General features: G+C 70.9%; 22 protein-coding genes. 9 read left to right on the top strand and 13 right to left on the bottom strand.

Annotated features, from left to right (window positions below):
• On the bottom strand, nt 1-397 hold a 397-nt coding region (locus tag AC3A46_RS11980; protein ID WP_487665384.1), incomplete at its 3' end, for a hypothetical protein.
• Nucleotides 398-618: 221 nt separating this feature from the next.
• On the opposite strand from AC3A46_RS11980, the gene AC3A46_RS11975 reads away from it, so the two are divergent.
• A complete protein-coding gene (locus AC3A46_RS11975; RefSeq protein ID WP_487665383.1) occupies nt 619-2,571 on the top strand; it encodes a bifunctional diguanylate cyclase/phosphodiesterase in 1,953 nt (650 codons plus the stop codon).
• Here the strand turns inward: AC3A46_RS11975 and AC3A46_RS11970 are convergent.
• Nucleotides 2,563-2,865, bottom strand: coding sequence for a DUF7882 family protein (locus AC3A46_RS11970; RefSeq protein ID WP_487665382.1), 303 nt, complete (start codon nt 2,863-2,865; stop codon nt 2,563-2,565). The genes AC3A46_RS11975 and AC3A46_RS11970 overlap by 9 nt on opposite strands.
• 41 nt (nt 2,866-2,906) lie before the next feature.
• On the opposite strand from AC3A46_RS11970, the gene AC3A46_RS11965 reads away from it, so the two are divergent.
• Complete coding sequence (locus AC3A46_RS11965) at nt 2,907-3,164, top strand: hypothetical protein (protein WP_487665381.1); 258 nt, start codon at nt 2,907-2,909, stop codon at nt 3,162-3,164.
• Here AC3A46_RS11965 and AC3A46_RS11960 read toward each other — a convergent pair.
• Entirely contained in the window at nt 3,152-3,967 is an 816-nt protein-coding gene (locus AC3A46_RS11960; RefSeq protein ID WP_487665380.1) for an EAL domain-containing protein, read from the bottom strand. The two genes, AC3A46_RS11965 and AC3A46_RS11960, sit on opposite strands and share 13 nt — an antisense overlap.
• A gap of 134 nt (nt 3,968-4,101) precedes the next feature.
• Here AC3A46_RS11960 and AC3A46_RS11955 point away from each other — a divergent pair, with 134 nt between their 5' ends.
• Both AC3A46_RS11955 and AC3A46_RS11950 read left to right on the top strand, forming a co-directional pair.
• Nucleotides 4,102-4,413 carry a DUF7882 family protein gene (locus AC3A46_RS11955; protein ID WP_487665379.1) on the top strand — a complete coding sequence of 104 codons (312 nt, stop codon included), beginning with the start codon at nt 4,102-4,104 and terminating at the stop codon, nt 4,411-4,413.
• A gap of 65 nt (nt 4,414-4,478) precedes the next feature.
• On the top strand, nt 4,479-4,784 hold the full coding sequence (locus AC3A46_RS11950; protein ID WP_487665378.1) for a hypothetical protein: 306 nt from the start codon (nt 4,479-4,481) through the stop codon (nt 4,782-4,784).
• Nucleotides 4,785-4,788: 4 nt separating this feature from the next.
• Here the strand turns inward: AC3A46_RS11950 and AC3A46_RS11945 are convergent, their stop codons facing one another.
• Nucleotides 4,789-5,349, bottom strand: a complete 561-nt coding sequence (locus tag AC3A46_RS11945; RefSeq protein ID WP_447658966.1) for a thioesterase family protein — start codon at nt 5,347-5,349, stop codon at nt 4,789-4,791.
• Between the two features lie 197 nt (nt 5,350-5,546).
• Between AC3A46_RS11945 and AC3A46_RS11940 the strand changes: the two genes are divergently transcribed.
• Nucleotides 5,547-6,053, top strand: a complete 507-nt coding sequence (locus AC3A46_RS11940; RefSeq protein WP_045299709.1) for a GNAT family N-acetyltransferase — start codon at nt 5,547-5,549, stop codon at nt 6,051-6,053.
• Nucleotides 6,054-6,155: 102 nt separating this feature from the next.
• Nucleotides 6,156-6,932: a coenzyme F420-0:L-glutamate ligase gene (gene cofE / locus AC3A46_RS11935; protein ID WP_487665377.1), complete on the top strand. Its 777-nt coding sequence runs from the start codon at nt 6,156-6,158 to the stop codon at nt 6,930-6,932.
• Nucleotides 6,933-7,139: 207 nt separating this feature from the next.
• Here cofE and AC3A46_RS11930 read toward each other — a convergent pair whose 3' ends face one another.
• From AC3A46_RS11930 to AC3A46_RS11920, 3 genes are read right to left on the bottom strand one after another with little or no spacing between them, the layout of a single operon-like run.
• Nucleotides 7,140-7,994: a DUF4097 family beta strand repeat-containing protein gene (locus AC3A46_RS11930; RefSeq protein ID WP_487665376.1), complete on the bottom strand. Its 855-nt coding sequence runs from the start codon at nt 7,992-7,994 to the stop codon at nt 7,140-7,142.
• Complete coding sequence (locus AC3A46_RS11925) at nt 7,991-8,701, bottom strand: response regulator (protein WP_487665375.1); 711 nt, start codon at nt 8,699-8,701, stop codon at nt 7,991-7,993. The genes AC3A46_RS11930 and AC3A46_RS11925 overlap by 4 nt, the downstream gene beginning before the upstream one ends.
• The gene (locus AC3A46_RS11920) at nt 8,689-9,954 is read right to left on the bottom strand and encodes a sensor histidine kinase (protein WP_487665374.1); all 1,266 of its coding nucleotides are present in this window, start codon (nt 9,952-9,954) and stop codon (nt 8,689-8,691) included. Before AC3A46_RS11920 ends, AC3A46_RS11925 begins: the two co-directional genes overlap by 13 nt.
• Before the next feature lie 233 nt (nt 9,955-10,187).
• Between AC3A46_RS11920 and AC3A46_RS11915 the strand changes: the two genes are divergently transcribed.
• Complete coding sequence (locus AC3A46_RS11915; RefSeq protein WP_487665373.1) at nt 10,188-10,868, top strand: pentapeptide repeat-containing protein; 681 nt, start codon at nt 10,188-10,190, stop codon at nt 10,866-10,868.
• A gap of 10 nt (nt 10,869-10,878) precedes the next feature.
• On the opposite strand, the gene AC3A46_RS11910 is transcribed toward AC3A46_RS11915, so the two are convergent.
• From AC3A46_RS11910 to AC3A46_RS11900, 3 genes are all read right to left on the bottom strand, one after another.
• A complete protein-coding gene (locus AC3A46_RS11910; protein WP_487665372.1) occupies nt 10,879-11,892 on the bottom strand; it encodes a cytochrome b/b6 domain-containing protein in 1,014 nt (337 codons plus the stop codon).
• A gap of 738 nt (nt 11,893-12,630) precedes the next feature.
• Entirely contained in the window at nt 12,631-13,596 is a 966-nt protein-coding gene (locus AC3A46_RS11905; protein ID WP_487665371.1) for an electron transfer flavoprotein subunit alpha/FixB family protein, read from the bottom strand.
• A 10-nt stretch (nt 13,597-13,606) separates the two neighbouring features.
• Complete coding sequence (locus AC3A46_RS11900; protein ID WP_487665370.1) at nt 13,607-14,383, bottom strand: electron transfer flavoprotein subunit beta/FixA family protein; 777 nt, start codon at nt 14,381-14,383, stop codon at nt 13,607-13,609.
• A gap of 180 nt (nt 14,384-14,563) precedes the next feature.
• Here AC3A46_RS11900 and AC3A46_RS11895 point away from each other — a divergent pair, with 180 nt between their 5' ends.
• Nucleotides 14,564-15,100, top strand: coding sequence for a MarR family winged helix-turn-helix transcriptional regulator (locus AC3A46_RS11895; protein ID WP_310249235.1), 537 nt, complete (start codon nt 14,564-14,566; stop codon nt 15,098-15,100).
• A 267-nt stretch (nt 15,101-15,367) separates the two neighbouring features.
• Here AC3A46_RS11895 and AC3A46_RS11890 read toward each other — a convergent pair whose 3' ends face one another.
• The 3 genes from AC3A46_RS11890 to AC3A46_RS11880 form a co-directional block, all read right to left on the bottom strand.
• Nucleotides 15,368-16,159: an enoyl-CoA hydratase gene (locus AC3A46_RS11890; protein WP_487665369.1), complete on the bottom strand. Its 792-nt coding sequence runs from the start codon at nt 16,157-16,159 to the stop codon at nt 15,368-15,370.
• Between the two features lie 205 nt (nt 16,160-16,364).
• The gene (gene mmsB / locus AC3A46_RS11885; protein WP_487665368.1) at nt 16,365-17,264 is read right to left on the bottom strand and encodes a 3-hydroxyisobutyrate dehydrogenase; all 900 of its coding nucleotides are present in this window, start codon (nt 17,262-17,264) and stop codon (nt 16,365-16,367) included.
• A gap of 25 nt (nt 17,265-17,289) precedes the next feature.
• Complete coding sequence (locus AC3A46_RS11880; RefSeq protein WP_487665367.1) at nt 17,290-18,462, bottom strand: acyl-CoA dehydrogenase family protein; 1,173 nt, start codon at nt 18,460-18,462, stop codon at nt 17,290-17,292.
• A 206-nt stretch (nt 18,463-18,668) separates the two neighbouring features.
• Between AC3A46_RS11880 and AC3A46_RS11875 the strand changes: the two genes are divergently transcribed.
• Nucleotides 18,669-22,505 (top strand): choice-of-anchor I family protein, encoded by a 3,837-nt coding sequence (locus AC3A46_RS11875; RefSeq protein WP_487665366.1) that lies wholly within the window; start codon nt 18,669-18,671, stop codon nt 22,503-22,505.
• Nucleotides 22,506-22,523: the final 18 nt, after the last annotated feature.

Raw genomic sequence — 22,523 nt, 5'->3', positions numbered from 1 at the left:
GGGCACCGGCGCCGTCGACGTAGGGGTCGACGTCGTCGGCCTTCCGCATCGCCTCGGCGTGCTGCTGACGCAGGCCTTCGGCCTCTGCGCGGTGGTCGTCGACGCGTCCCGCGCGGCGTTCGGCCTCGATCGAGGCTTCGGCCGCCCGCGCCTTGGCATCCTCCGCGGCCGCCGCTGCGGCTGCGGCGTCCGCGCGGGCACGAGCCGCCTCGGCCTCGTGCTGCCGAGCCTGCAGCTCGGTCTCGCGCGCGTCCTCGCGCATCTTCTCGGCTCGATCGTGCTGGTGCTCCCGGCGACGCTCGCGGCGCCCGCGCGCGGTGAGCAGCAGTGCCACGACGACGATCGCGAGTACGATGACGACGCCGACGATGATCCAGATCAGTGTGGTCGTGTCCACGGCTCCTCCTTCTCCCTCCGACGCCGGCGGGGTCAGGCTGGCGTCACCACTGCCAGGCAACCTCCGCACCCGTCGAGCGGCAAACCCGTTGCGTACCGGCAGTGCGTGCGCTAGGTACGGCGCTGCACCGGGATTCTTAGGTCCCGGGTCCCCTCCCGCATAGAATGAGTGGTCTCGCCGACGCAGTTCCCCCCACCCGCCACGCCCCCGAAGGACCCGCGTTGACCGACACCCCCGCCCTCCTCTTCGACGGAGACCGTCCCCGCGATGATGCGGAGACGCTCCGCCTCCAGGAATGCTCGCAGGAGCAGATCCGCACGATCGGACGCATCCAGGCGCACGGCGCCCTTTTCGGCATCGATGAGGCGACCGGAGTCGTGGTCGTGGCGAGCGAGAACGTCGAGCACTGGCTCGGACGCGACCTGCGCGAGGCCGGCAGCGACACGCTTTCCTGGGCGATCAGCCAGGGACTGGCCGTCGATCCGGTGCGCGCGGAGTTCGAGGGCGGCGTCTACGACGTCATCGCGCATCGCGGCACCGTCCCTCTCGTCGTCGAGCTGGAGCCTGTGGTGCCGGAGCTCGAATACGTCCGCACCGGAGTCGTCGGCGCGATCCAGCGCTTGGCGGGGGTCACCGACCCCGACGAGCTGCGGCAGCAGGCCGCCCGCGAGATCAAGGACATCACGGGCTTCGACCGGGTCATGTGCTACGAGTTCCACGAGGACGGGCACGGGCAGGTCGTGGCCGACGAGCGCGAACCCGACATGGAGGCGTACTTCGGACTCCACTTCCCCGCCTCCGACATCCCGGCGCAGGCGCGAGCGCTGTACATCGAGAAGCGCTCACGGGTCATCGCCGACACCGAGGACCAGGGCTTCGCCCTGCACACGCTGCTTCCCGAGGACGCCCCGCTCGACCTCGGGCGCAGCGAGCTGCGCGCCGTGTCGCCGCACCACCTCCAGTTCATGCGCAATATGGGGCAGGCGGCGACGGTGTCGTTCGGCCTCGTCATCGACGACCGCCTCGTGGGGATGTTCACGTGCGCTCACCGCACCCCCCGACGTCTGCCCGTGCTGCTGCGCCGGGCCCTCGAGGTGATGGCGACCCAGGTCGTCACCCAGCTCGCCGCTGCTGAGCAGATCCGGCGCCTGCGCCGGCAGCTCGAGGCGCGCGAGCGGCGGATCGCCATCATCGCCCCGCTCTACGGGCGCGCCGATGTCGGCGCCGTGCTGATGAGCGGCGAGCGGACCGTGCTCGACGTGGTTCCCGCGGACGGCGCCCTGCTGCGCATGGGCGACACGGTCCACACCGTGGGCGTCGTCCCGCCCCCCGCTCGCCTGTTCGCCGTGATCGACGAGCTCGGCCCGGGGCGACTGCTGTGGGAGGCGCTTCCGATCGAACGTCCGGGCCTCGCGGTGGAAGTGCCGGGCGTCGCCGGCCTTCTCATCGTCCCGCTCGGCAGCGACGGCGACACGCTCGTCTTCGTACGCAGCGAGGTCTCGCGCACGGTCGACTGGCTCGGCGACCAGCGACCGGAGAACCGCGACACGCCGCTCTCCCCTCGCCGGTCGTTCTCCGCCTGGCGCGAGAGCGTCACGGGTCGCAGCCTCCCGTGGGGTGAACACGCCCAGGACGCTGCGGACCTCGGCGAGGAGATCAGGTCGGCCATGGTCGCCCGCACCCAGGCCGAGCTCGCAGAGCTCGCGCTGCGCGATGCCCTCACGGGTCTGCACAACCGCCGCTTCCTGGACGACCGGCTGAACGAGCTGCTGCAGGTCTCCGACGCCGCCGTGGCTGTCGTCTTCCTCGACCTCGACGACTTCAAGCTCATCAACGACACGTACGGTCACGAGATGGGCGACGCCGTCCTGGCCGCGATCGGCCGCCGGCTGAGCGGGGTGGCCCGCGGCTCCGACATCGTCGTACGACTGGGCGGCGACGAGTTCGTGATCGTGTGCGTCAGCGCAGGGCCGGAGGAGGCCGCGGCCATCGCGGGAAGGGCGCTGGCCGCGATCGCCGAGCCGATCACGGTGCGCGGCGTCGAGGTCGCCGTAGGCGCCTCCGCGGGCGTCGTCGCGGCCGAGCGCGGGATCTCTCCCGGAGGACTGCTGGATGCCGCGGACGCGGCGATGTACCGCGCGAAGCGCGACGGCGGCGGCCGGGTCTCAGCGTGACGGAAGGTCGGGCTCGGGCACGACCCGGAGCCCGGACGACGAGTTCGCCACGTCGATCAGATCCTGCAGCCAGAGCCGGTTGATCTCGGGCATCGGCCCCTCGTACTCGAACCGCAGCGGCGTCACCGAAGAGATCCAGACGGCCTGACGCAGCGACGTGTTCTCGTCGACGTGGGCGAACGACAGATTCTCCCGTCGCCGCAGCTTCGCCATGATGACCAGCTCGAGGTGAGCGAGGGTGCGATCGTCGATCGTGAAGGACGCCGGGGGTGCGCCGTAGTGAAGTATGCCCACGCTTCGATCCTACGGGCGGGTGGCCCAGGTACGCTGGTGCGATGGCGATCGTGAACCGGCTCACCGTCGATGGACGCGACTATTTCCTCCCCGACCCCGTCTCGGAGCTGAAGACCAAGATCCTCGAGGCGATCAAGGCGGGGGGCGGCTACGTGAACATCCCGCCGCTGCGCGGGGGACCGGGAGTCGACATCCTGTTCTCCCCCGGCATGCCGGTGACGTGGTCGCAGTTCGAGGTCGGCGACACGCCGGCGCCCAGCGACGAGCACAGCGAGGACCTCGCCGACTACGGGCTCTGAGGCGCGGCCTGGTCCGGTCCGTCCGCGAGCAGCCCGTCCATCTCGTCGGACGGCATCGGGAGCCCCCACAGGTAGCCCTGCCCGCGGTGGCAGCCGCGACGGCGGGAGCGGTCGAGGTCGGCCACGGTCTCGATGCCCTCCGCCAGCACCCGCCATCCATGCTCGGCGCTGCTGGCCACCACGGCGGCGATCGCGTCGTCGGCTTCGGCATCCGTCCGCTGCGTGAGTGATCGGTCGATCTTCACCTCGTCGATCGGAAGGGCCTGCAGCATCGCCACGGTGGTGTCACCGCCGGCGTAGTCGTCGACCGAGATCGAGACCCCGACGGACCGCAGCGTCTGCATCGCGGTGACCATCTCCGGACGCAGCTGCGGTGTCGGAGCCTCGGTGATCTCGATCGTGATGCCGGCGGGGTCGATGCCGAGCCGGTCCAGCCGAGCCACCACCGTGTCGGCGTACCGGGTGGAGAAGTGCGCAGGAGACGCGTTCACCGCGAGACCGAGCGGGTGTCCCGACCCGCGCCACCGCATCACGCTGTCCACCGCTCGGTCGAACACCAGAAGATCCACCTCGTCGAGGAAGCGCCCCTGCTCTGCGAGGGGGATGAACGTGTCGGGCGGGACGGCGCCGAGGAGCGCATGCGTCCACCGGCAGAGCGCCTCGACGGCGACAGGGTCCGTCGGCCCCGGGGCGTCGGGGGGGCCCGCCGGATCCAGGTCGTACTGCGGCTGGAAGGCGATCCACAGCTCGCCGGTCGAGAGCGCGGCGCGCAAGTCACGGGTGAGCTGGAGGGGACGGGACATGTCACCAGCGTCGAGGACGTTCGCGTCGAGGCGCAACACCGGACAAACGCGGCGAAACCGCGTACAATGCCACGCACTCCGATCGCAGACGCGATCCGACACGCCACGATCTCCCGGGCGCTAAGGTGGGACCGATGGGCACGCTCACCTACGACACCCGCGTCACGACGTCGATCGACGATCGGATCCTCGCGCATCTGCAGGCGGTCATCTGGGCCAAGCTGCGAAGAGGCGAGTCGTTCCCGTTCACGTGGAGCGACCCGACCCGCGCCGGCCTCGGACGCACCTCGGTGTGGCTGAGCCCGAACGTCTCGCTGGCGTTCGAGTACTTCGGCGGCCGCCAGCCCCGCCTCAACCCCGCGTGGGTGGAGGCCCTCACCAAGGCGGCGAACTCGCCCGCGGGCCTCACGATCGTGCCCGAGCCCGACAACCCCTCCGCACCGTAAATAGGCGCGGCCGGCGTTCCTGTCAAGACCCGGGGTCGGCGTCGACGCGTCCTTAGCGTGGAGGCATGACACAGCACACCGAAGACCGGGTTGGTGAGATCCACTGGTCCACCCCCGAGCGCGGCTCCTGGGCCGCTGACCGCTTCGGACGCCAGGTGGGCGGAGTGACGCGGGACGAACGCGGCTATGTGGCGACACGCGGCGGACGGACCCTCGGCCGCTACCGCACCCTCGACGCCGCGCTGGACGCCGTCGATCACCGCAGCTGGACCCACCTGCAGCCGAGCCGCTACTGGACCCTGCTGCTGGCGACCATCAACGTCGGCATCCTCGCCGCGATGTCGCTCATCGCGACAGCGATCCTCCGCTGACGCTTCAGCTCCAGACGCTGGGCGCCTCCGCTCGCGTGGGAGGCAGAGCGGATGCTGCCGCCCACTCGTGGACCCACGCATCCACTTCGGGCACGCCTTCGGGGCGGCCGATCGCGGCGAAGAGCTCCTCGTGCGACAGCGTTCCCCCGGAACGCTTCATCATGCGGGCGCGGATGATCGCGCGGGCGTACACCTCGCCGCCGACCACCGCGCGATGCTCGAGGTAGACGGCCTTGTCGTCGTGCCCGATCATGCGCGATTCGACGTCGAACTTCTGCCATAGATTGAGCGATTTGCGGAAGGTCACCGTCTCGCTCGAGACGACGGCGTACCAGCCGTAGGTCTTCATGACGTCCCACAGGCCCGTCCGCACGAGGAGGTCCCATCGGCCGAGGTCGAACAGCGAGAGGTAGCGCCCGTTGTTCATGTGGCGCAGCAGGTCGATGTCGGTGAGCAGTGTCGTGAGCCGGATCCGGCTGATCTCGTTCGGACCGAGTCGTCCGCCCCGCCGCAGCCTCCGCCGCGCGGTCACCATCACGATCAGGGTCCGCCACATCACGTTCACGAGGTGTGATCGTAGCGATCCTCGACGGGTGCACCGATTCGGTTGTCGATTCCCGACAGCCTCCCCCGGTCGCCCGCTCAGATCGACGCACCGTGAGATTCGGAGAACCGCCGGGCCGCGGCATCCGTTCGTCACCCCTTGTTCACCGGGCGTTGCCCCGATTTCGGGTCTCGCGCCGACGCGCGTAGAGTCTGGCCATGGAAGCCGAAACCCAGACCGACATCGTCGTCCGTCCGGTGCGTGACGTCGACGCGGAGGCCCTCGGGCGCGTCCACGCGACCGCCTGGCACGAGACGTACGACCACCTCATCAGCAAGGCCGCCCTCGAGGCCGTCTCACCCAAGCGCCTCGCCGAGCTCTGGACCCACTGGGCCGTCCAGGGACCCGAGTTCAAGATGTTCGCCGCCCTCGTGAACGGCGAGATCGTCGGATTCGCGGGCTCCGGCCCCGCCCGCGACAAGGACGCCCCGCGCTTCCGCGAGCTGTACTTCATCTACCTGCTCGACGCCCACCACGGCACCGGCATCGGCCAGAAGCTCTTCGACGCGGTCGTCGAGCCCGCCGAGGGCCTATACCTCTGGGTCGCCGACGACAACCCCCGCGCGCACCGCTTCTACACGCGCAACGGCTTCGCCCTCGACGGCGCGACGCACACCGAGCCCTTCCTCGGCGAGACCCTCACCGAGGTGCGCTTCGTGCGCTGATCCACCGCTGTCCCCGAGGGGGCGTGTCCGGTCCGCCGGACACGCCCCCTCGACGTTTCCGACGGCGGAGCGGGAGCGCCGCGCATCCGGAAGACTGGACCCATGCCGCCCCGCACCGCGCTCACCGTCTGGCCCCTCGAGGGCATCCCCGAGATCCAGGCGGGCACCGACCTCGTCGATGTCATCGCCCGCGCGGCGGGTGACGAGCTCGTGGACGGCGACATCCTCGTGGTGACGTCGAAGATCGTCTCGAAGGCGGAGGGGCGCTTCGTCGTCGCCGACGACCGGGAAGACGCCATCACGTCCGAGACCGTGCGGGTCGTGGCCTCTCGCACCACCCCCCACGGCTCCACGACGCGCATCGTCGAGAACCGCCTCGGCATGGTCTCGGCCGCGGCCGGCGTCGACGCGTCGAACACCCCCGAGGGCACCGTGCTCCTGCTGCCCGTCGACCCCGATGCCTCCGCACGGGCGATCGCCGCGGGCCTCCGGGAGCGCCTCGGCGCCGAGGTCGGCGTCATCGTCTCCGACACGCTCGGCCGCGCCTGGCGCGAAGGCCAGACCGATCACGCGATCGGCGCCGGCGGCGTGCACGTCTTCGAGGACCTGCGCGGAGGGACCGATGCGGAGGGCCGCCCGCTCGTCGTCACGATGCCGTGCGTCGGGGACGAGCTCGCGGCCGCGGCGGACCTCGTCAAGGGAAAGGCGACCCGGCGTCCCGTCGCTGTGGTGCGCGGCCGCGCCGACCTCGTCGGCGCCCTGGATCTTCCCGGCGCCCGTTCGATCGTGCGCCCGCTCGAGAAGGACATGTTCCGCCTCGGCGCCGACGAGGCCTACGCCGAGGGATTCGCCGCGGGCGCAGCATCCGTCTCCTCCTGACCCCCGATCCCGCGCCACCCGATCGCCCCGCCCCTTCCTCGTTCGTTCGTCGCCTGTGCACGCGGAACGGGAGATTTCGCGTACACAGGTGACGAACGGACGGGGGTGGCGGACCCGAAGACGCGGACCGACCCGCCGTCGCAGAGCCGCGACGACGGGTCGGAAGGAGTGCGGGCGGTCAGCTCCCGGACGTCACTGCGGGGGCGGTCAGCTCCCCGACTTGAGCACGGCCTGACCCGCGGAGACCTGCACGTCGATCGTGCGGGACGCACCGGGCGTCGAGCCGATGCTGTTGTCGAACTGACCTGCCGAGACCTCCGAGCGCACGTCGTACTCGCCCTCAGGCACCGTGAGCCGCAGTGAACCGGCGCTCACGTCGAGCTCGACCGCGTCCGGCGCGGTGCCGGTCAGGGTCGCGTCGAGCGAGCCCGCGCTCACGGTGAGGTCGGCTTCGCGCACGCCGTCGAGCTCGAGCGTTCCGCGTCCGGCGCTGACGTCCGCGCTGAGCGACTCGGCCGATCCCGTCACATCGAACGAGCCGGCCGCGAGCGAGAGGTCCAGCGCGCCGAACTCGCCGTCGGTCACGAACTCGCCGGCCGCCAGCGAGATGTCGGCGTCCAGCCCTTCCAGCGACGCGGGCAGCCGCAGCACGGCATCCGCTCCCCCGTCGCCGAACCATCCGCGCCAGCCGAACCAGTCGCGGTCGGGTGACGAGACCTGCAGCGTGTCGCCGTCGCGCTCGAGCCGCCAGTCTCCGGCGCCCCATGAGCTCGTGACCTCGAGCTCGGCTTCCCGCACGTCCGAGAACTCGACGCGCAGCGTGCCGGCCGCGGCGTCGACGTCGAGCTCGTCGACGCCGGCGGCGTCGGCCGTGCGGGTGGAGGTGTGGACCGAGGCCGAGGCGATGGTCCCGACGGCGGCCGAGATCGCCGCGCCCAGCAGCACCATGCCGCCCAGCACGATCACGACGATCGCGACGGCCCGCGATCCCCCGGAGGAGGGCCGCGGCGGCTCGACGGGGGTGCCCGGGGCCACGGGCGGAGGGGTCAGGGTCGTGCTCATCGGTTCGTTCCTGTCTGCGGCCCGCGGCCGCCGGGTGTGGGGGGAGCCGGCGGCGTCGGGCCGCCGTGCTCGAGGTGGGCGATCGCGGCGAGCACGCGCCGGTTGCCCGATTCGTCGGGTTCGAGGTCCAGCTTCTGGAAGACCGCGGTGATGTGCTTCTCGACACTGCCCTCGGTGACGTGCAGCGTCTTGGCGATGGCCTGGTTGGAGCGTCCCTCCGCGATGAGCGCGAGCACCGAGGCCTCGCGTTCGGTGAGGCGCAGCATCCGTTCGTCCCTCGTCCTGCGGCTGAGCAGCTGCGCGACCACCTCGGGGTCGAGCACCGTGGCACCGGCGGCGATGCGCTCGATCGCCTCGAGGAAGTCGGTGACGTCGGCCACGCGGTCCTTCAGGAGGTAGGCGAGGGCTCCGCCGCTGGACGAGATGAGGTCGGCAGCGTAGCGCTCCTCGACGTACTGCGAGAGCACGAGCACCGCGAGCTGGGGCAGGCGCGCCCGCAGCGACAGGGCCGCGCGGATGCCCTCGTCGACCCACGTGGGCGGAAGCCGCACGTCGAGGATGCACAGGTCGGGCGCCGTCTCGTCGACGGTCTCGTCGAGCCGCGACGCGTCGGGAAGGGCGGCGACCACCTCGTGGCCGGAGTCTTCGAGCACCCGCACCAGCCCGGCGCGCAGCAGCGCCGAGTCCTCGCAGATCAGGATGCGCACGGGATGCTCACCTCCACGCTCGTGGGGCCCCCGGCGGGGCTGTCGATGCGGGCCTCACCGCCGGCAGCGAGGACGCGGTTGACGATGCCGTCGAGGCCGCCGCCGGGGATGACCCGCGCGCCGCCCACGCCGTTGTCTTCGACGCGGGCCCAGAGCGTCCCGGGCTCGCGCAGTCGCGCGACCACCCGCACCTCGGTCGCCCGCGAGTGCTTGGCGGCATTGGTGAGGGCCTCGGCGATCACGAAGTAGGCGGCGGCCTCGGTGTCACGGCTGCAGCGCCCGTCCAGGCGCACGTCGGTGTGCACGGGCACCACCGAGCGCGCGACGAGGGCCGAGATGGCGGCGTCGAGACCGCGATCGTCGAGGACGGAGGTGTGGATGCCGCGGGCCAGCTGCCGCAGTTCCGTGATGGCCGCCTTCGTCGAGGTGTGCGCCTCGGAGATCAGCGCCTTCGCGGCCTCGGGGTCGGCGTCGATCTTCTGCTGCGCGAGCCCGAGGGTCATGCCGACCGAGACCAGTCGGGGCTGGACGCCGTCGTGGAGGTCGCGTTCGATGCGCGTGCGCTCGACGTCGGCGGCGCGGACCGCGCCGGCGTGCTGCTGGCTCGACATGCGTGCCGCGGCGGCGAGCTGGGCCTCGCGCGAGGGCACCATGATCGCCCGCGCGATGATGCCGTGCAGCACGCCGAGTCCGATGAGCGCGGCGGCCGAGAAGAGCGCCGCGAAGATGCCCCCGGGGACCGCCCACGCGAGGGGCACCTCGATGCCGGTGCGCGCGAGCCGCACGGCGCTCGCATCGGCGAACAGCGGCGCGAACACGAGGACGGCGCCCGAGACCAGGAGTCCGGCGAGGGCCACGACGACCCACCCGAGGATCGTCGCGATCGCGAGGTTCGCGATCGCGCGCCACGTGCCGGGATCGGTCGCCTGCATCCAGATCGTGCGCAGGAACCCGCCGAAGCCGGGGCGGCCGCTGGTCCGCGGACGCAGCCGCGCAAGCCCGAACCGGTAGAGCCCGTCGACGCGCTCGGTCTCGAGCCAGCCGAGCGCGAAGAGCACGTAGACGAGCCCGACGAGCACCACCAGGCCGATGCCGATCACGAACACCAGGCCGATGCCGACGCCGAGCAGCGTGAAGAGGAGGGAGAAGGCCGCGGCTCCGATGACGCCGAGGGCCGCGAGCTGCGCGATGGCGCCCGCCACCTGGGCGGGCCGCGTCACCGGGCGGACGGGAGGGGAGTCCGAGGAGGTCATGTCACCAAAGTTAGGCGCGTACGTCGCACCGCGCGCCCGAGGCACCCGGAGACTTCTCTTCGGGTTATCCCCCCTCCCTGGAGTCGCCTCGGGGCGGATCGCTGTGGAGTTCGGGGCGCACGACGTCCGCTGGGGGCGCGTGCCGCGCGCCCCGAATGCACGCGGCGCGCCCCGAACCCGAGGCGACACACCTCCGCGGGCCGGCGTCGGCGGCACGGGCTAAGGTTGCGGCGATGCCAGCTGCCAGATCCCGCAAGACCCAGGGCACCCAGCCGCCCTCCTTCGACTTCGACGAATCGTCGCTGGGCGCGCTCGATCCCGGCGACGACGAGATGCTCGACGCCGGGCGCCTCGACGGCGTCGCGTACTCGGGCATCGCCCGCGACACCTGGCAGCTCGAGTCGGGTGCCACCGTCGAGGCGTGCCGGTTCGACGGCCTCGACCTCGGAACGTGGGCGCTCCGCGGCGCCCACCTGGTCGAGTCCGTCTTCGCGGGCGCCAACGTGCCCGCGGTCTCGGCCGCACGCGGCGGCTGGCGCGATGTCGAGCTCCGCGTCAGCCGATTCGGCTCCGTCGAGGCCTACGACGGGGCCTGGCGCGGCATCCGATTCACTCGTTGCAAACTCGGCTACGTGAACCTCCGGGGGGCCGAGCTGCTCGACGTCGCCTTCGTCGACTGCACCATCGACGAGATCGACCTGCTGGATGCCTCGGCCCGCCGCGTCGCGTTCGACGGCGCCCGCATCGGCACGCTGAACGCGAGCGGCGCCCGGCTCACCGACGTCGACCTGCGCGGGGCCGACGTGGGTCAGGTCGTCGGGATGGAGGGCCTCCGCGGCGCGACGATCTCGCCCGAGCAGCTGCAGCTCATGGCGCCGGCCCTCGCGGACCTCGCCGGCATCGTCGTCGAGTAGGCCGGGCGCGTCAGCGGCCGGAGACCTTGCCGAACAGGCGCGCGATCGGCGCCAGCACGAGCGGCCGGGCGGCCACCCAGGCGGCGGCGATCACGACGAGGGATGCGACGAAGAACCAGAATCCGGTCCAGTTGTCGGCGTACGCGTTCGGGTCGACCGAGCCCTGCGCCGCGTACATGTGGTTGAGATTGCGCAGCGCCCCGGTCGCGAACACGAGGAACACGTGCACCGCGATGAAGGCCACGAAGTAGAGCATCACCGGGAAGTGCACGGCGCGCGCCCACTCCACCGGGTACGCCTTGTTCAGCCCGGTAGCGTTCTTCGGCCAGACGTGGCTCATCCGCACCCCCGTCGCGATCGCGAGGGGTGCGGCGAGGAACACCGTGGCGAAGTACGCCAGCTGCTGCAGCGAGTTGTAGTTCACCCACCCGTTCTCGGTGGGCCAGTCCAGCGACACGTACTGCAGCGCAGCGGAGACGGCGTTCGGGAACACCGCCCACGACGTGGGCACGATCTTCATCCATTGGCCGGTCACGAACAGCAGCACCACGAAGACCACGCCGTTGACGATCCACAGGATGTCGAGCGACTGGTGGAACCACAGGTTCAGGCTCATCTTGCGCCGGCCGTTGCTGCGCGGCGACCAGAACACGCTCGGCCGCTTCTCGGTGCGCACCTGCAGTCCGGTGCGGATGATCAGCACCATCAGGAACACGTTGAAGAAGTGCTGCCACCCGAGCCACGCCGGAATGCCGACCGGCGCTCCCTCGGGCAGGTGGTACTCGCCCGGGTAGGCCGCGAGGAAGTCCACGCCCCACTCGGTCGACAGCAGCCAGCGCACCGCGAAGACCGCCATGCCGGCCGCGTACAGCAGTCCGGCGCCGCCGACGATCACCGCGCCGGCCCACTGGCCCCGGGTCAACGGCCCGATCCGCTCCGGCTCCGCCTTCGCCGCCGGATGGGTCTTGGCAGTGGCACCGGCCCACACCGTGCGACGGAACGGCAACGGCTGCGTCAGGGGCACGCCGGTGGCGGTCTCCGGTCGTTGAGCGTAGGGCGCACTGGCGCCCGAAGTCGAAACGTCGCCGATCTCGGGCTGCGCGTCGGTCCGGGGCGTTTCGACTCGCTCGTTCCTCGCTCGCTCGACGAGCGAGGAACGGGAAGGGGCGACGGAGGCCGGTGGCCAGGGCTCGCCGCCCGCGACGCGGGGCAGACCGCGCCGCAGCGCCGTGGCACCGTCGCCGGCCGCGGTCGGAGCTGCTCCTGGTACCGCAGCGCGCGGGGTGGCCGCGACTCGCTGCGTCAGCACCGTCGAGTCGGGCCCCCGCTGTTCCGCAGTCACTTCTGGTGCGTGATCCGTCTCGGCACCCGCCACAAGCGACTGCGGAACCGCAGGCGCGTGCCCGGCGGGCGGCCAGGGCTCTCCGCCGGGCACGCGCGGCAGACCCCGGCGCAGCGTGACCGCACCGGCCGCACCTCGCGGTTGCGCAGTCACCTTCGGCGCGACATCCTCGTGCGCACCCGCCACAAGCGACTGCGGAACCGGATGGTCGCCGGCGGATCCAGCGCCGAGGGTCGCGACGCGCGGGGTCGAGGAATCCGAATTCGCGTGTTGCGCCATTTGGGCGACGGCGACCTCGGCTGCCGGGCCCGCGCCGTTGCCGTTCGCGCCGGGCGCGGCGCCGGGGGGCGGCCATGGCTCGCCGCCGGGCACGCGTGGGAGGCCGCGGCGCACCGTGGAACCGAACGTCGCCATGCCGGGTTACGCCTTCTTCGCCTCGAGCGCGGCGATCAGCTGCGGCACGACCGTGAACAGGTCGCCGACCACGCCGAAGTCCGCGATCTCGAAGATCGGGGCGTCGGCGTCCTTGTTGATCGCGACGATGGTCTTGGCGGTCTGCATGCCGGCCTTGTGCTGGATCGCGCCCGAGATGCCGAGCGCGACGTACAGCTGCGGCGACACCGAGACGCCGGTCTGCCCGACCTGGTACGAGTACGGCACGTAGCCGGCATCGACCGCGGCACGCGACGCGCCGATCGCAGCGCCGAGCGCGTCGGCCAGCTGCTCGACGAGTTCGAACTTCTCACCGGATCCGAGTCCGCGTCCGCCCGACACCACCTTCGCCGCGCCGCGCAGTTCGGGGCGCGTCGACGAGACCACGGCCTCGTCGACGGAGGTCACGGTCGCGGCGCGACGGCTCGAGGGGCGCACCTCGAGCGGCTCGGCCTCGACCCCGGCGACCGCGTCGGCGCGGGCGTCGATCGAGCCCTGCCGGATCGTGATGACCGGCGCACCCCACGTGACGGCCGAGTCGACGTTGTACGCGCCGCCGTACACCGAGTGGTGCGCGACGACGCCTTCCGCATCGCGCGAGACGCCGACGGCATCCACCGCGACGCCCGAACGGGTGCGGGCGGCGTACCGGCCGGCGACCTCGCGGCCCTCCACCGAGTTCGCCACGAGGATCGCGTCGGGGCGCACCAGGTCGGCGGCCTCCGTCAGCGCGTCCACGCGCGGGACCGCCAGGCCCTCGCCGGCCGGCGCGACCAGCACCGACGCGGCGCCGAGGGCCGCAGCATCCGCCGCCAACGCGGCATCGCCGACGATCAGCGCGACCGGCGTGCCGACCGAGGCGGCAGCACCCAGCAGCTCTGCCGCCGTCTTGGCGAGCGCGCCCGAGGGCGTGGTGTCGAGGAGGACCAGGATCGAGTCATCTGCGAACGTCATGGGTGCCACCTCACGCGAGCCGGTTCTGGATGAGGAAGTCCGCGAGCTTCTGGCCCGCGTCCCCCTCGTCGACGATCTTGACGCCGGCCTCGCGCGGCGGCTTCTCACTGAGCGCGATCACGATCGACCGCGACGCGCCCGGATCGTGCGGGTCGATCTCGAGCTCGGCGAGCGACAGGGTCTCGAACGGCTTCTTCTTCGCCGCCATGATGCCCTTGAAGTTGGGGAAGCGCGCGTCGGGCAGCGCCTCGGTGATCGAGATGACCGCCGGAAGCGGCGCCGTCACCTGCAGGGTCGCCCCGTCGGAGGCGCGCGTGCCGAGCACCTCGCCGTCACGGATCTCGACCGAGCTCAGATACGTCGCCGACGGCACGTCGAGGATCTCGGCCACCATCGCGGGGATGATCCCGCCCACCCCGTCGGTCGACAGGTTGCCGCCGATCACCAGGTCGAACCCGGTGCGCTGCAGCGCCGCGGCGAGCACCTCGGCGGTGAGCCCCAGGTCGGCGCCGAGCAGTCCCTCGTCGACGACCTGCACCGCAGACGCGGCGCCCATCGCGAGTGCCTTGCGCACCGTCGCCGCCGACGATTCCGGCGTCATCGAGAGCACGACCACTTCGGTGTCCGGCGTCTTGTCGGCGTACGACAGGGCCACCTCGAGCGCCCGCTCACCGATCTCGTCGAGCACCGTCTCGCTCGCGCCGCGATCGGCCAGGCCGGTCTCGAGCGACAGCTTGCGATCCCCATAGGTATCCGGGACTTCCTTGACCAGGACGACGATCTTCATACGATCTCCTCACGCTGGGCATGAGTCTATGGCTCGCGTCGCAATGTACCCAATCCCGCGAAATGAACCGGCGATGACCGACCCGTGACCCGCCGTGTGTATACATAAGCGGCCGTTTCGCGGCATCCGCATGTCCGTTGCCAGCCGGGTCGACCGGTACGGTGGAGCGAGGAGGTCGACATGGCAGCACCCAAGCGTCTTCCGGTCGACCCGATCGCCGAAGCCAAGCGCCAGTGGATCGCCCATGGTTGGGAGGACGCCGCCGCGGGCATGACCGCCGTGACCTCGATCATCCGCGCGCAGCAGCTCCTGTTCGCGCGCATCGACACCGCTCTGAAGCCGTTCGGCCTGTCGTTCGCGCGGTACGAGATGCTGCGCCTGCTCGGCTTCACGAGGGAGGGACGGATGCCGATGGCCAGCGCCATCGCCCGCCTCCAGGTGCACCCGACCAGCGTCACGAACACCGTCGACCGCCTGGCCCGCGACGGTCTCGTGTCTCGTGAACCGCACCCCGGCGACGGGCGCGCGGCGATGCTCGTGCTCACCGACACCGGGCGCGAGCTCGTGGAGCGCGCGACCACGGCCCTCAACACCGAGGTCTTCGAGGATCCGGGTCTCACCGACGCAGACACGACCGAGCTCGTGCGGATCATCGCGCGCTTCCGCAAGGACGCCGGCGACTTCACCGAGCCCCGTCCGCAGCCCGACCCCCTCTGACCGGGCGATAGAGAGCCCGACCGCCGGTCGTTGCGCGAGCGAGGAACGAGCGAGACGAAACGCCGCGAGCCCGCCGCAGTCCGCGAGCTCGATGCGTTTCGACTCGCAAGCTCGCTCAACGACCGGGATGTCGGAGCCACATCACACTTGACGACCGGGATGCCGGAGCCACATCACGCAACGACCGGGATGCCCGAGCCACACCCCGCACAACGACCGGGATGCCCGAGCCACACCCCGCACAACGACCGGGATGCCGGAGCCACATCAGCGGCCCTTGAACTCCGGGGCGCGCTTCTCGCGGAAGGCGGCCATGCCCTCCTTCTGGTCCTCGGTGTCGAAGAGGCTCGCGAACACGTGCTTCTCGAGGCGCAGGCCCTCGGCCATCGGGGTCTCCAGCGCGGCGTCCAGCACGGCCTTCGCGGCGTACAGCGACGGCAGGCTCTTCGACGCGATCGTCTCGGCCGTCTTCTGTGCCTCGGCGAGGAGATCGGCCGCGGGCACGACGCGTGAGACCAGTCCGGAGCGCTCGGCTTCCGCAGCATCCATCATCCGTCCCGTGAGGATGAGCTCGGCGGCCTTGTAGTAGCCGACCGCGCGGATGAGGCGCTGCGAGCCGCCCATCCCCGGGATGACGCCGAGGGTGATCTCGGGCTGCCCGAACTTCGCGGTGTCGGCCGCGAGGATGATGTCGCACATCATCGCGAGCTCGCACCCGCCGCCGAGCGCATAGCCCGACACGGCCGCGATCACCGGGGTGCGCACGGCGGCGAACTGCGTCCAGCCGCCGAAGTGGTCGCCCATCAGCATCTCGAGCCCGTTCTTGGACTCCATCTCTTTGATGTCGGCGCCCGCGGCGAACGCGCGCTCCGAGCCGGTGACGACGATTGCGCCGATCCCCTCATCGGCATCGAAGACGGATGCCGCGGCCACGACGTCGCGGCACACCTGCGAGTTCAGCGCGTTGAGCGCCTCCGGCCGGTTGAGGGTGATCCACCCGACCCGGCCGCGCGTCTCGACCAGGATCGTCTCGTACTCGGTCGCCTGGTCCTCAGTCATCTCTGCTCCTTCGGTGGGGTCGTCCTGATCGTAAAGCCTCTGCTCCGCAGTCACTTCTGGTCGGTGTCCTTTGGATGCCGGCGCACAAGCTGACTGCGGAGCGGAGAAGCGCACGCGCTCCGCGGTCGTGGGATGCTCGGGCTCGGGGGTGCGGACCCGCAGAAGCGACCTCGGGGGGCAGGGTGCCGGGGGCAGGGGCGGGGCGTCAGTCCGAGAACTCGCGGATCGAGTTGATGATGCCGGAGAAGTCCTGGCCTGCGCCGGGGCCGTCTGCGTAGTGGGCGTAGATCTCGCGCGCGAGCATGCCCATGCGGGCATCCACCCCGGTGAGCTGGATCGCCTGCTCGGCGAGACCCAGGTCCTTGTTCATGAGGGCGCCCGCGAAGCCCGGCTGGTAGTCGCGGTTCGCGGGGCTGGTCGGCACCGGTCCCGGCACGGGGCAGTTGGTCGTCAGCGCCCAGCACTGGCCCGACGCGTTCGAGGCGACGTCGAAGAGGGCCTGGTGCGAGAGTCCCAGTCGCTCCCCCAGCACGAACGCCTCGGCCACCGCGATCTGCGACACCGCGAGGATCATGTTGTTGCAGACCTTCGCGGCCTGGCCGAGCCCGGCACCTCCGCAGTGCACGACGCGGCGGCCCATCGCCTCGAGCAGGGGCCGTGCCGCCTCGAAGTCGTCGTCGGTGCCGCCGACCATGAACGCGAGCGTGGCGTTCTCGGCGCCGACGACCCCGCCCGACACCGGGGCGTCGAGCGAGCGATGCCCGGCCGCCTCGGCGATCGCGTGCGCGGCGCGCGCCTCGTCCACGGCGATCGTCGAACAGTCGATGAACAGCGCTCCGGATGCTGCGACCCCGAGGAGTCCCGGAGCCCCCTCGGAACCCCGATACGCCTCGAGCACCTGTGCGCCGGTCTGGAACATCGTGATGACGACGTCCGCGGCGGTGGCGGCATCCGTTCCCGAATCCGCGACGGTCAGCCCCGCCTCTCTCGCCGCGTCGACCGCGGCGGGGAAGACGTCGAAGCCGACGACCTCGTGTCCGCTGCCGGCGAGATTCCGCGCCATGGGCAGGCCCATATGGCCGAGCCCCAGGAATGCGACCTTCATGTCGGACCTCCTCGTCCTGAGATCGTCAGCGCGCGAGCAGCTGGCGGCCGATGATCACGCGCATGATCTCGTTCGTCCCCTCCAGGATCTGATGCACACGCAGATCGCGCACCACCTTCTCGATCCCGTACTCGTGGAGGTAACCGTAGCCGCCGTGCAGCTGCAGCGCCTGGTTCGCGACGCTGAAGCCCGCGTCCGTGGCGAACCGCTTGGCCATCGCGCACTGCATGGAGGCGTCGGGTGCCTTCGCGTCGAGAGCGGCGGCGGCATCGCGCACGAGTGCCCGCGCCGCGCGCAGCTCGGTGGCCATGTCGGCGAGCGCGAACACCACGGCCTGCTTCTCGGCCAGCGGCTCGCCGAACGTGAAGCGCTCGTGCACGTACGTCACCGCGCGGTCGAGGGCCCACTGCGCGCCGCCCAGCGAGCACGCGGCGATGTTGATGCGGCCGCCGTCGAGCGCCGACATCGCGATCTTGAAGCCCTGACCCTCGCCGCCCAGAATGTTCGCCACGGGCACGCGCACCTCGTCGAGGATCACCTGCCGCGTCGGCTGGGCGTTCCACCCCATCTTGTGCTCGAGCTGCCCGAACGACAGCCCGGCGGTGTCGGCCGGAACGAGGAACGCGGTGATGCCGCGGGCGCCGGCATCGGCATCCGTGCGGGCCATGACGACGTAGACGGATGCCTCGCCCCCGCCGGAGATGAACTGCTTGACTCCCGTCAGCACGTACTCGTCGCCCGAACGGATCGCGCTCGTGGCGATCGCGGCGGCGTCGGACCCTGCACCCGGCTCGGTGAGGCAGTAGCTGCCGAAGCCCTGCATCGAGGTCAGGAGCGCAAGCCACTCCTGGCGCTGAAGGTCGGTGCCGTACGTGTCGATCATCCACGCCACCATGTTGTGGATCGAGATGTAGGCGGCGATCGCGGGGTCGCCCTTCGCGAGCTCTTCGAAGATCGCGGCCGCATCGGAGCGCGAGAGGCCCGAGCCGCCGACATCCTCGCGGACGTAGATGCCGCCGAGACCGAGCTCGCCGCCGAGGCCCAGCGTCTCGCGGGGGAAGTGCGATGCCCTGTCCCACTCCAGCGCGTGCGGCGCGAGTTCGGACTGCGCGAAATCGCGCACGGCTTCGATGATGGCGGCACGCTCGTCCTCGCTGATGGCGACGGGAGCGAGCACGGGGACAGGGGTGGCGTCCATTACGTCTCTCCGGTGAGTCAGGGTGACGGCTTCGTCACCACTTCCAGAATACTAGGACATCCATGTAGTTGTTCGGTAATCCGTGCACCCGAGTCGTCGTGTGCCGTTCACCCTGGGGTCACCTTCGCTAGAGAGGCTCGAACCGATTCGGTCTGGACGCTGGGTTCCCTTCCGGTCGCACCCGTCACCCCCTTCAGAGGACACGCATGCCTTCGCATCTTCTCCGCCGCGCCGTCGCGTTCACCGCGACGACCGCGGCCGTCTGCGCGCTCGCGCTGACCAGCAGCACCGCGGCATCCGCCGCGCTCGTTCCGGACTACTTCAGCGACTCCGCCTCGAACGCCGCACTCTCACTGACCCCGCTCGGCACGCACGAGTCCGGCGTCTACGGGGAGTCCGCCGCCGAGATCGTCCAGGCATACCGCGACCGTCTGTTCGTGGTCAACGCGCAGGCCGGCACCGTCGTCGTGCTCGACAACACCGACCCCGCGCACCCGACCGAGCTGTTCTCGATCGCCTCGACGGGCGTCGCGAACTCCCTCGCCGTCCGCGACGACGGACTCGGCGTCGTCGCCTTCGAGGCCGAGAAGAAGACCGACAAGGGTCACCTCGTGTTCTTCGACGCGAACCAGGACTCGGCCGAAGCGGCGGCGCTCGGAGAGGTCGAGGTCGGCGCCCTTCCCGACATGGTCACCGTCTCGAAGGACGGCAAGTACGCGGTCGTGGCGAACGAGGGTGAGCCTGCCGACGACTTCTCGCTCGACCCCGAGGGCTCGGTCAGCGTCGTGACGCTTCCGGCCGCTGTCGCCGCTCCGGCCCAGAGCGCGGTCAAGACCGCGGGCTTCGGCGCGTTCGAGGCCGGTGGCGCCAAGACGCTCGACCCCGAGGTGCGCGTGTTCGGCCCCGACGTCGCGGCACCCGACCAGGGGGGCAAGCCGCTCACGGCCAACCGCGTGAGCCGCAACCTCGAGCCGGAGTACCTCACGGTCGACGGCACCACCGCCTACGCGGCGCTGCAGGAGGCCAACGCGATCGCGGTCATCGACCTCACCAAGGCCGAGGTCACCTCGATCCTCCCGCTCGGGTACAAGGACTACGGCGTCACGGGCAACGGTCTCGACGCGAGCGACCGCGATCCGCAGGGCGCTCCGACCGTCGACATCAAGACCTACCCCGGCCTCAAGGGCCTCTACATGCCCGACGGCATCCAGTCGTTCCAGGCGACCGTCGGCGGCAAGACCGCGACGTACCTCGTCACCGCGAACGAGGGCGACGCGCGCGAGTGGGGCGTGGAGGACACCGACTCGTACTTCATCGACGAGGCCCGCACCAAGGACCTCGGCAAGGACGGCCTCGCCGGCATCTGCGCGACCGGGCCGCTGTCGGAGATCGCGAACATCCAGAAGGACGACGTCCTCGGTCGCCTCAAGGTGGTCACCGACCTCGGCAAGGCCGACGGCGCCGACTGCTACAGCGAGCTGTACGCCTACGGCGGTCGCTCGTTCTCGATCTGGGACACCAAGGGCAACCTGGTGTTCGACTCGGGCGACGACTTCGAGCAGATCACGTCGCAGATCCCGGGCCTGGTCTTCAACGCCAGCAACGACAACAACAACAGCAACGACCGCAGCGAAGACAAGGGTCCCGAGCCCGAGAATGTCACGGTGGGCGTCGTGGGCGGCAAGACCTACGCCTTCGTCGGCCTCGAGCGCGTCGGCGGCGTGATGGTCTACGACATCACCGACCCCGCGGCAGCGCAGTACGTCACCTACGTCAACAACCGCGACTTCACGCAGGATGTGAAGACTTCCGCGGCCGGCGACCTCGGCCCCGAGGGCATCCAGTTCATCTCCGCGCTGCGTTCGTCGACGGGCACCCCGCAGCTCGTCGTGGGCAGCGAGGTCTCGGGCACCACCACCGTGTGGGACGTCGCGCAGCTCACCGCCTCGCAGCCCGACGTGCGCGTGCTGACGATCAACGACTTCCACGGGCGCCTCGTGCAGGAGACCGGCGGAGTCGCGGGGGCGGCGGTGCTCGCGGGCGCGGTCGACAAGTACCGTCAGCAGAACCCGAACACGCTGTTCGTCTCGGCCGGCGACAACATCGGAGCCTCGGCGTTCGAGTCGTTCATCGACGACGACGACCCGACGATCGACGCGCTGGTCGCGGCCGGCCTCGACGCCAGTGCGGTCGGAAACCACGAGTTCGACCAGGGCTTCGACGACCTGGTGAACGACGTCATCCCGAGCTACGAGGGCGACGAGAACGCCGATGCGATGAGCGACTTCGCCCTCGGCGCGAACGTGTTCGAGAAGGGCACGGACGTTCACGCGCTGCAGCCCTACACGATCAAGACGGTCAACGGCACGAAGATCGCGTTCGTCGGCGTCGTCACGACCCAGACGGCCGGCATGGTGAGCCCCGACGGCATCGCCGGCATCGAGTTCCGCGACCTGGTCGACTCGGCCAACGACGCGGCGGCGGATGCTGTGGCGGAAGGCGCCGACGTCGTCATCCTGCTCGCCCACGAAGGGGCCGCGGGGTCGGCGCTGGAGGCCAGCCAGTCGGACGACGCGTTCGGCGACCTCGTCCAGAACGCCTCCGGCGACATCGACGCCATCGTCTCGGCGCACACCCACCAGCGGTACGCGCACGAGATCGGCGGTCGCCCGGTCATCCAGGCTCACCAGTACGGCACCGCGCTCGGCACGCTCGACATCGAGCTGACCGAGTCGGGCGAGCTCGAGTCGATCACCGGCGGCACCGTGTCGCTGTACGACCCGGTCGTGAGCCAGCACATCGCCTACCCGCAGCCCGAGACGACCTCCATCGTCGGCGAGGCCGTGAAGGTCGCCGACGAGAAGGGTCGGGTGCAGGTCGGCTCGATCACGGCTGACATCCTCCGCGGCAAGACCCCGACGGGCAGCGAGGACCGCGGCGTGCACTCCACGCTCGGCAACACCGTCGCCGACGTCTACCTCTGGGCGACGAGCGAGAACCCTGCCTACGGCGGCGCCGAGGCGCAGATCGCGTTCATGAACCCGGGCGGCCTGCGCAACGACCTGCTGTTCGGCGACGACAACGGCGCGATGTCGTACCGCGAGGTCGCGAACGTCCAGCCGTTCGGCAACACCCTGGTCACGCTCGACCTGACGGGCGCGCAGATCAAGGAGATCCTCGAGCAGCAGTGGCAGCCCGACGGCGCCTCGCGCCCGAAGCTGGCCCTCGGCGTCTCGAAGGGCTTCACGTTCGAGTACGACCCGGCGGCCGCCCGTGGTGCGCACGTCGTGTCGATGCAGTACCAGGGTGAAGAGGTGGACCCGACGGACACCTTCCGCGTCGTGACGAACTCGTTCCTCTCGGCCGGTGGCGACAACTTCTTCTCCTTCGCCGACGGCACGAACGTGCTCGACTCGGGTCAGATCGACCTCCAGGCGACGGTGGACTTCTTCGCCGCCGCCGGCGGACCGGTCGCGCCGTCGCCCGCGAACCGCGCGTACCTGATCGGCGAGCAGCCCCCGGTCGAGGGCACCGACCCCGGCACGAACCCGGGCACCGACCCGGGTACCGACCCCGGCACCACCACCCCGCCCGCGCCCGTGAACCCCGGCGGCGACCCGCCGGCGGCGGGCGTGCAGCGCGGCGGTGACTGGGCGCAGGTCGACGTCGGCTCCGGTCGCGTCGAGCAGGGTGGCACGCTGCGCGTCTCGCTCTCGGGTCTCGAGCCCGGCCAGACGGTGGCCGCGACGCTGTTCAGCGACCCGGTCGTGGTCTCGGGCATCCCGGCCGCCGATGCGCAGGGCCGTCTGAGCTTCACCGTCGCGATCCCGTCGGACATCGCGCTCGGCGACCACCGCCTGGTGATCACGTCGGCGGGTCTCGACCCGATCGAGGTGGGCATCACGGTCGTGGCTCCCGGCGCCCTCGCGGCGACCGGCTCGGAGTTCCCGTGGGGCATCACGGTCGGCGGCGCGGCGCTGCTGATGATCGCAGGCTCCGCGCTCTTCATGATCCGCAGGCGTCGCGAGAGCACCGCGGACTGACACACCGCACACGAGGCG

Source organism: Microbacterium sp. Soil_C_42 (genome assembly GCF_057656735.1).
The sequence above is the reverse complement of the archived record's forward strand: the minus strand, read 5'-3'. Positions and strand labels throughout refer to the sequence as shown.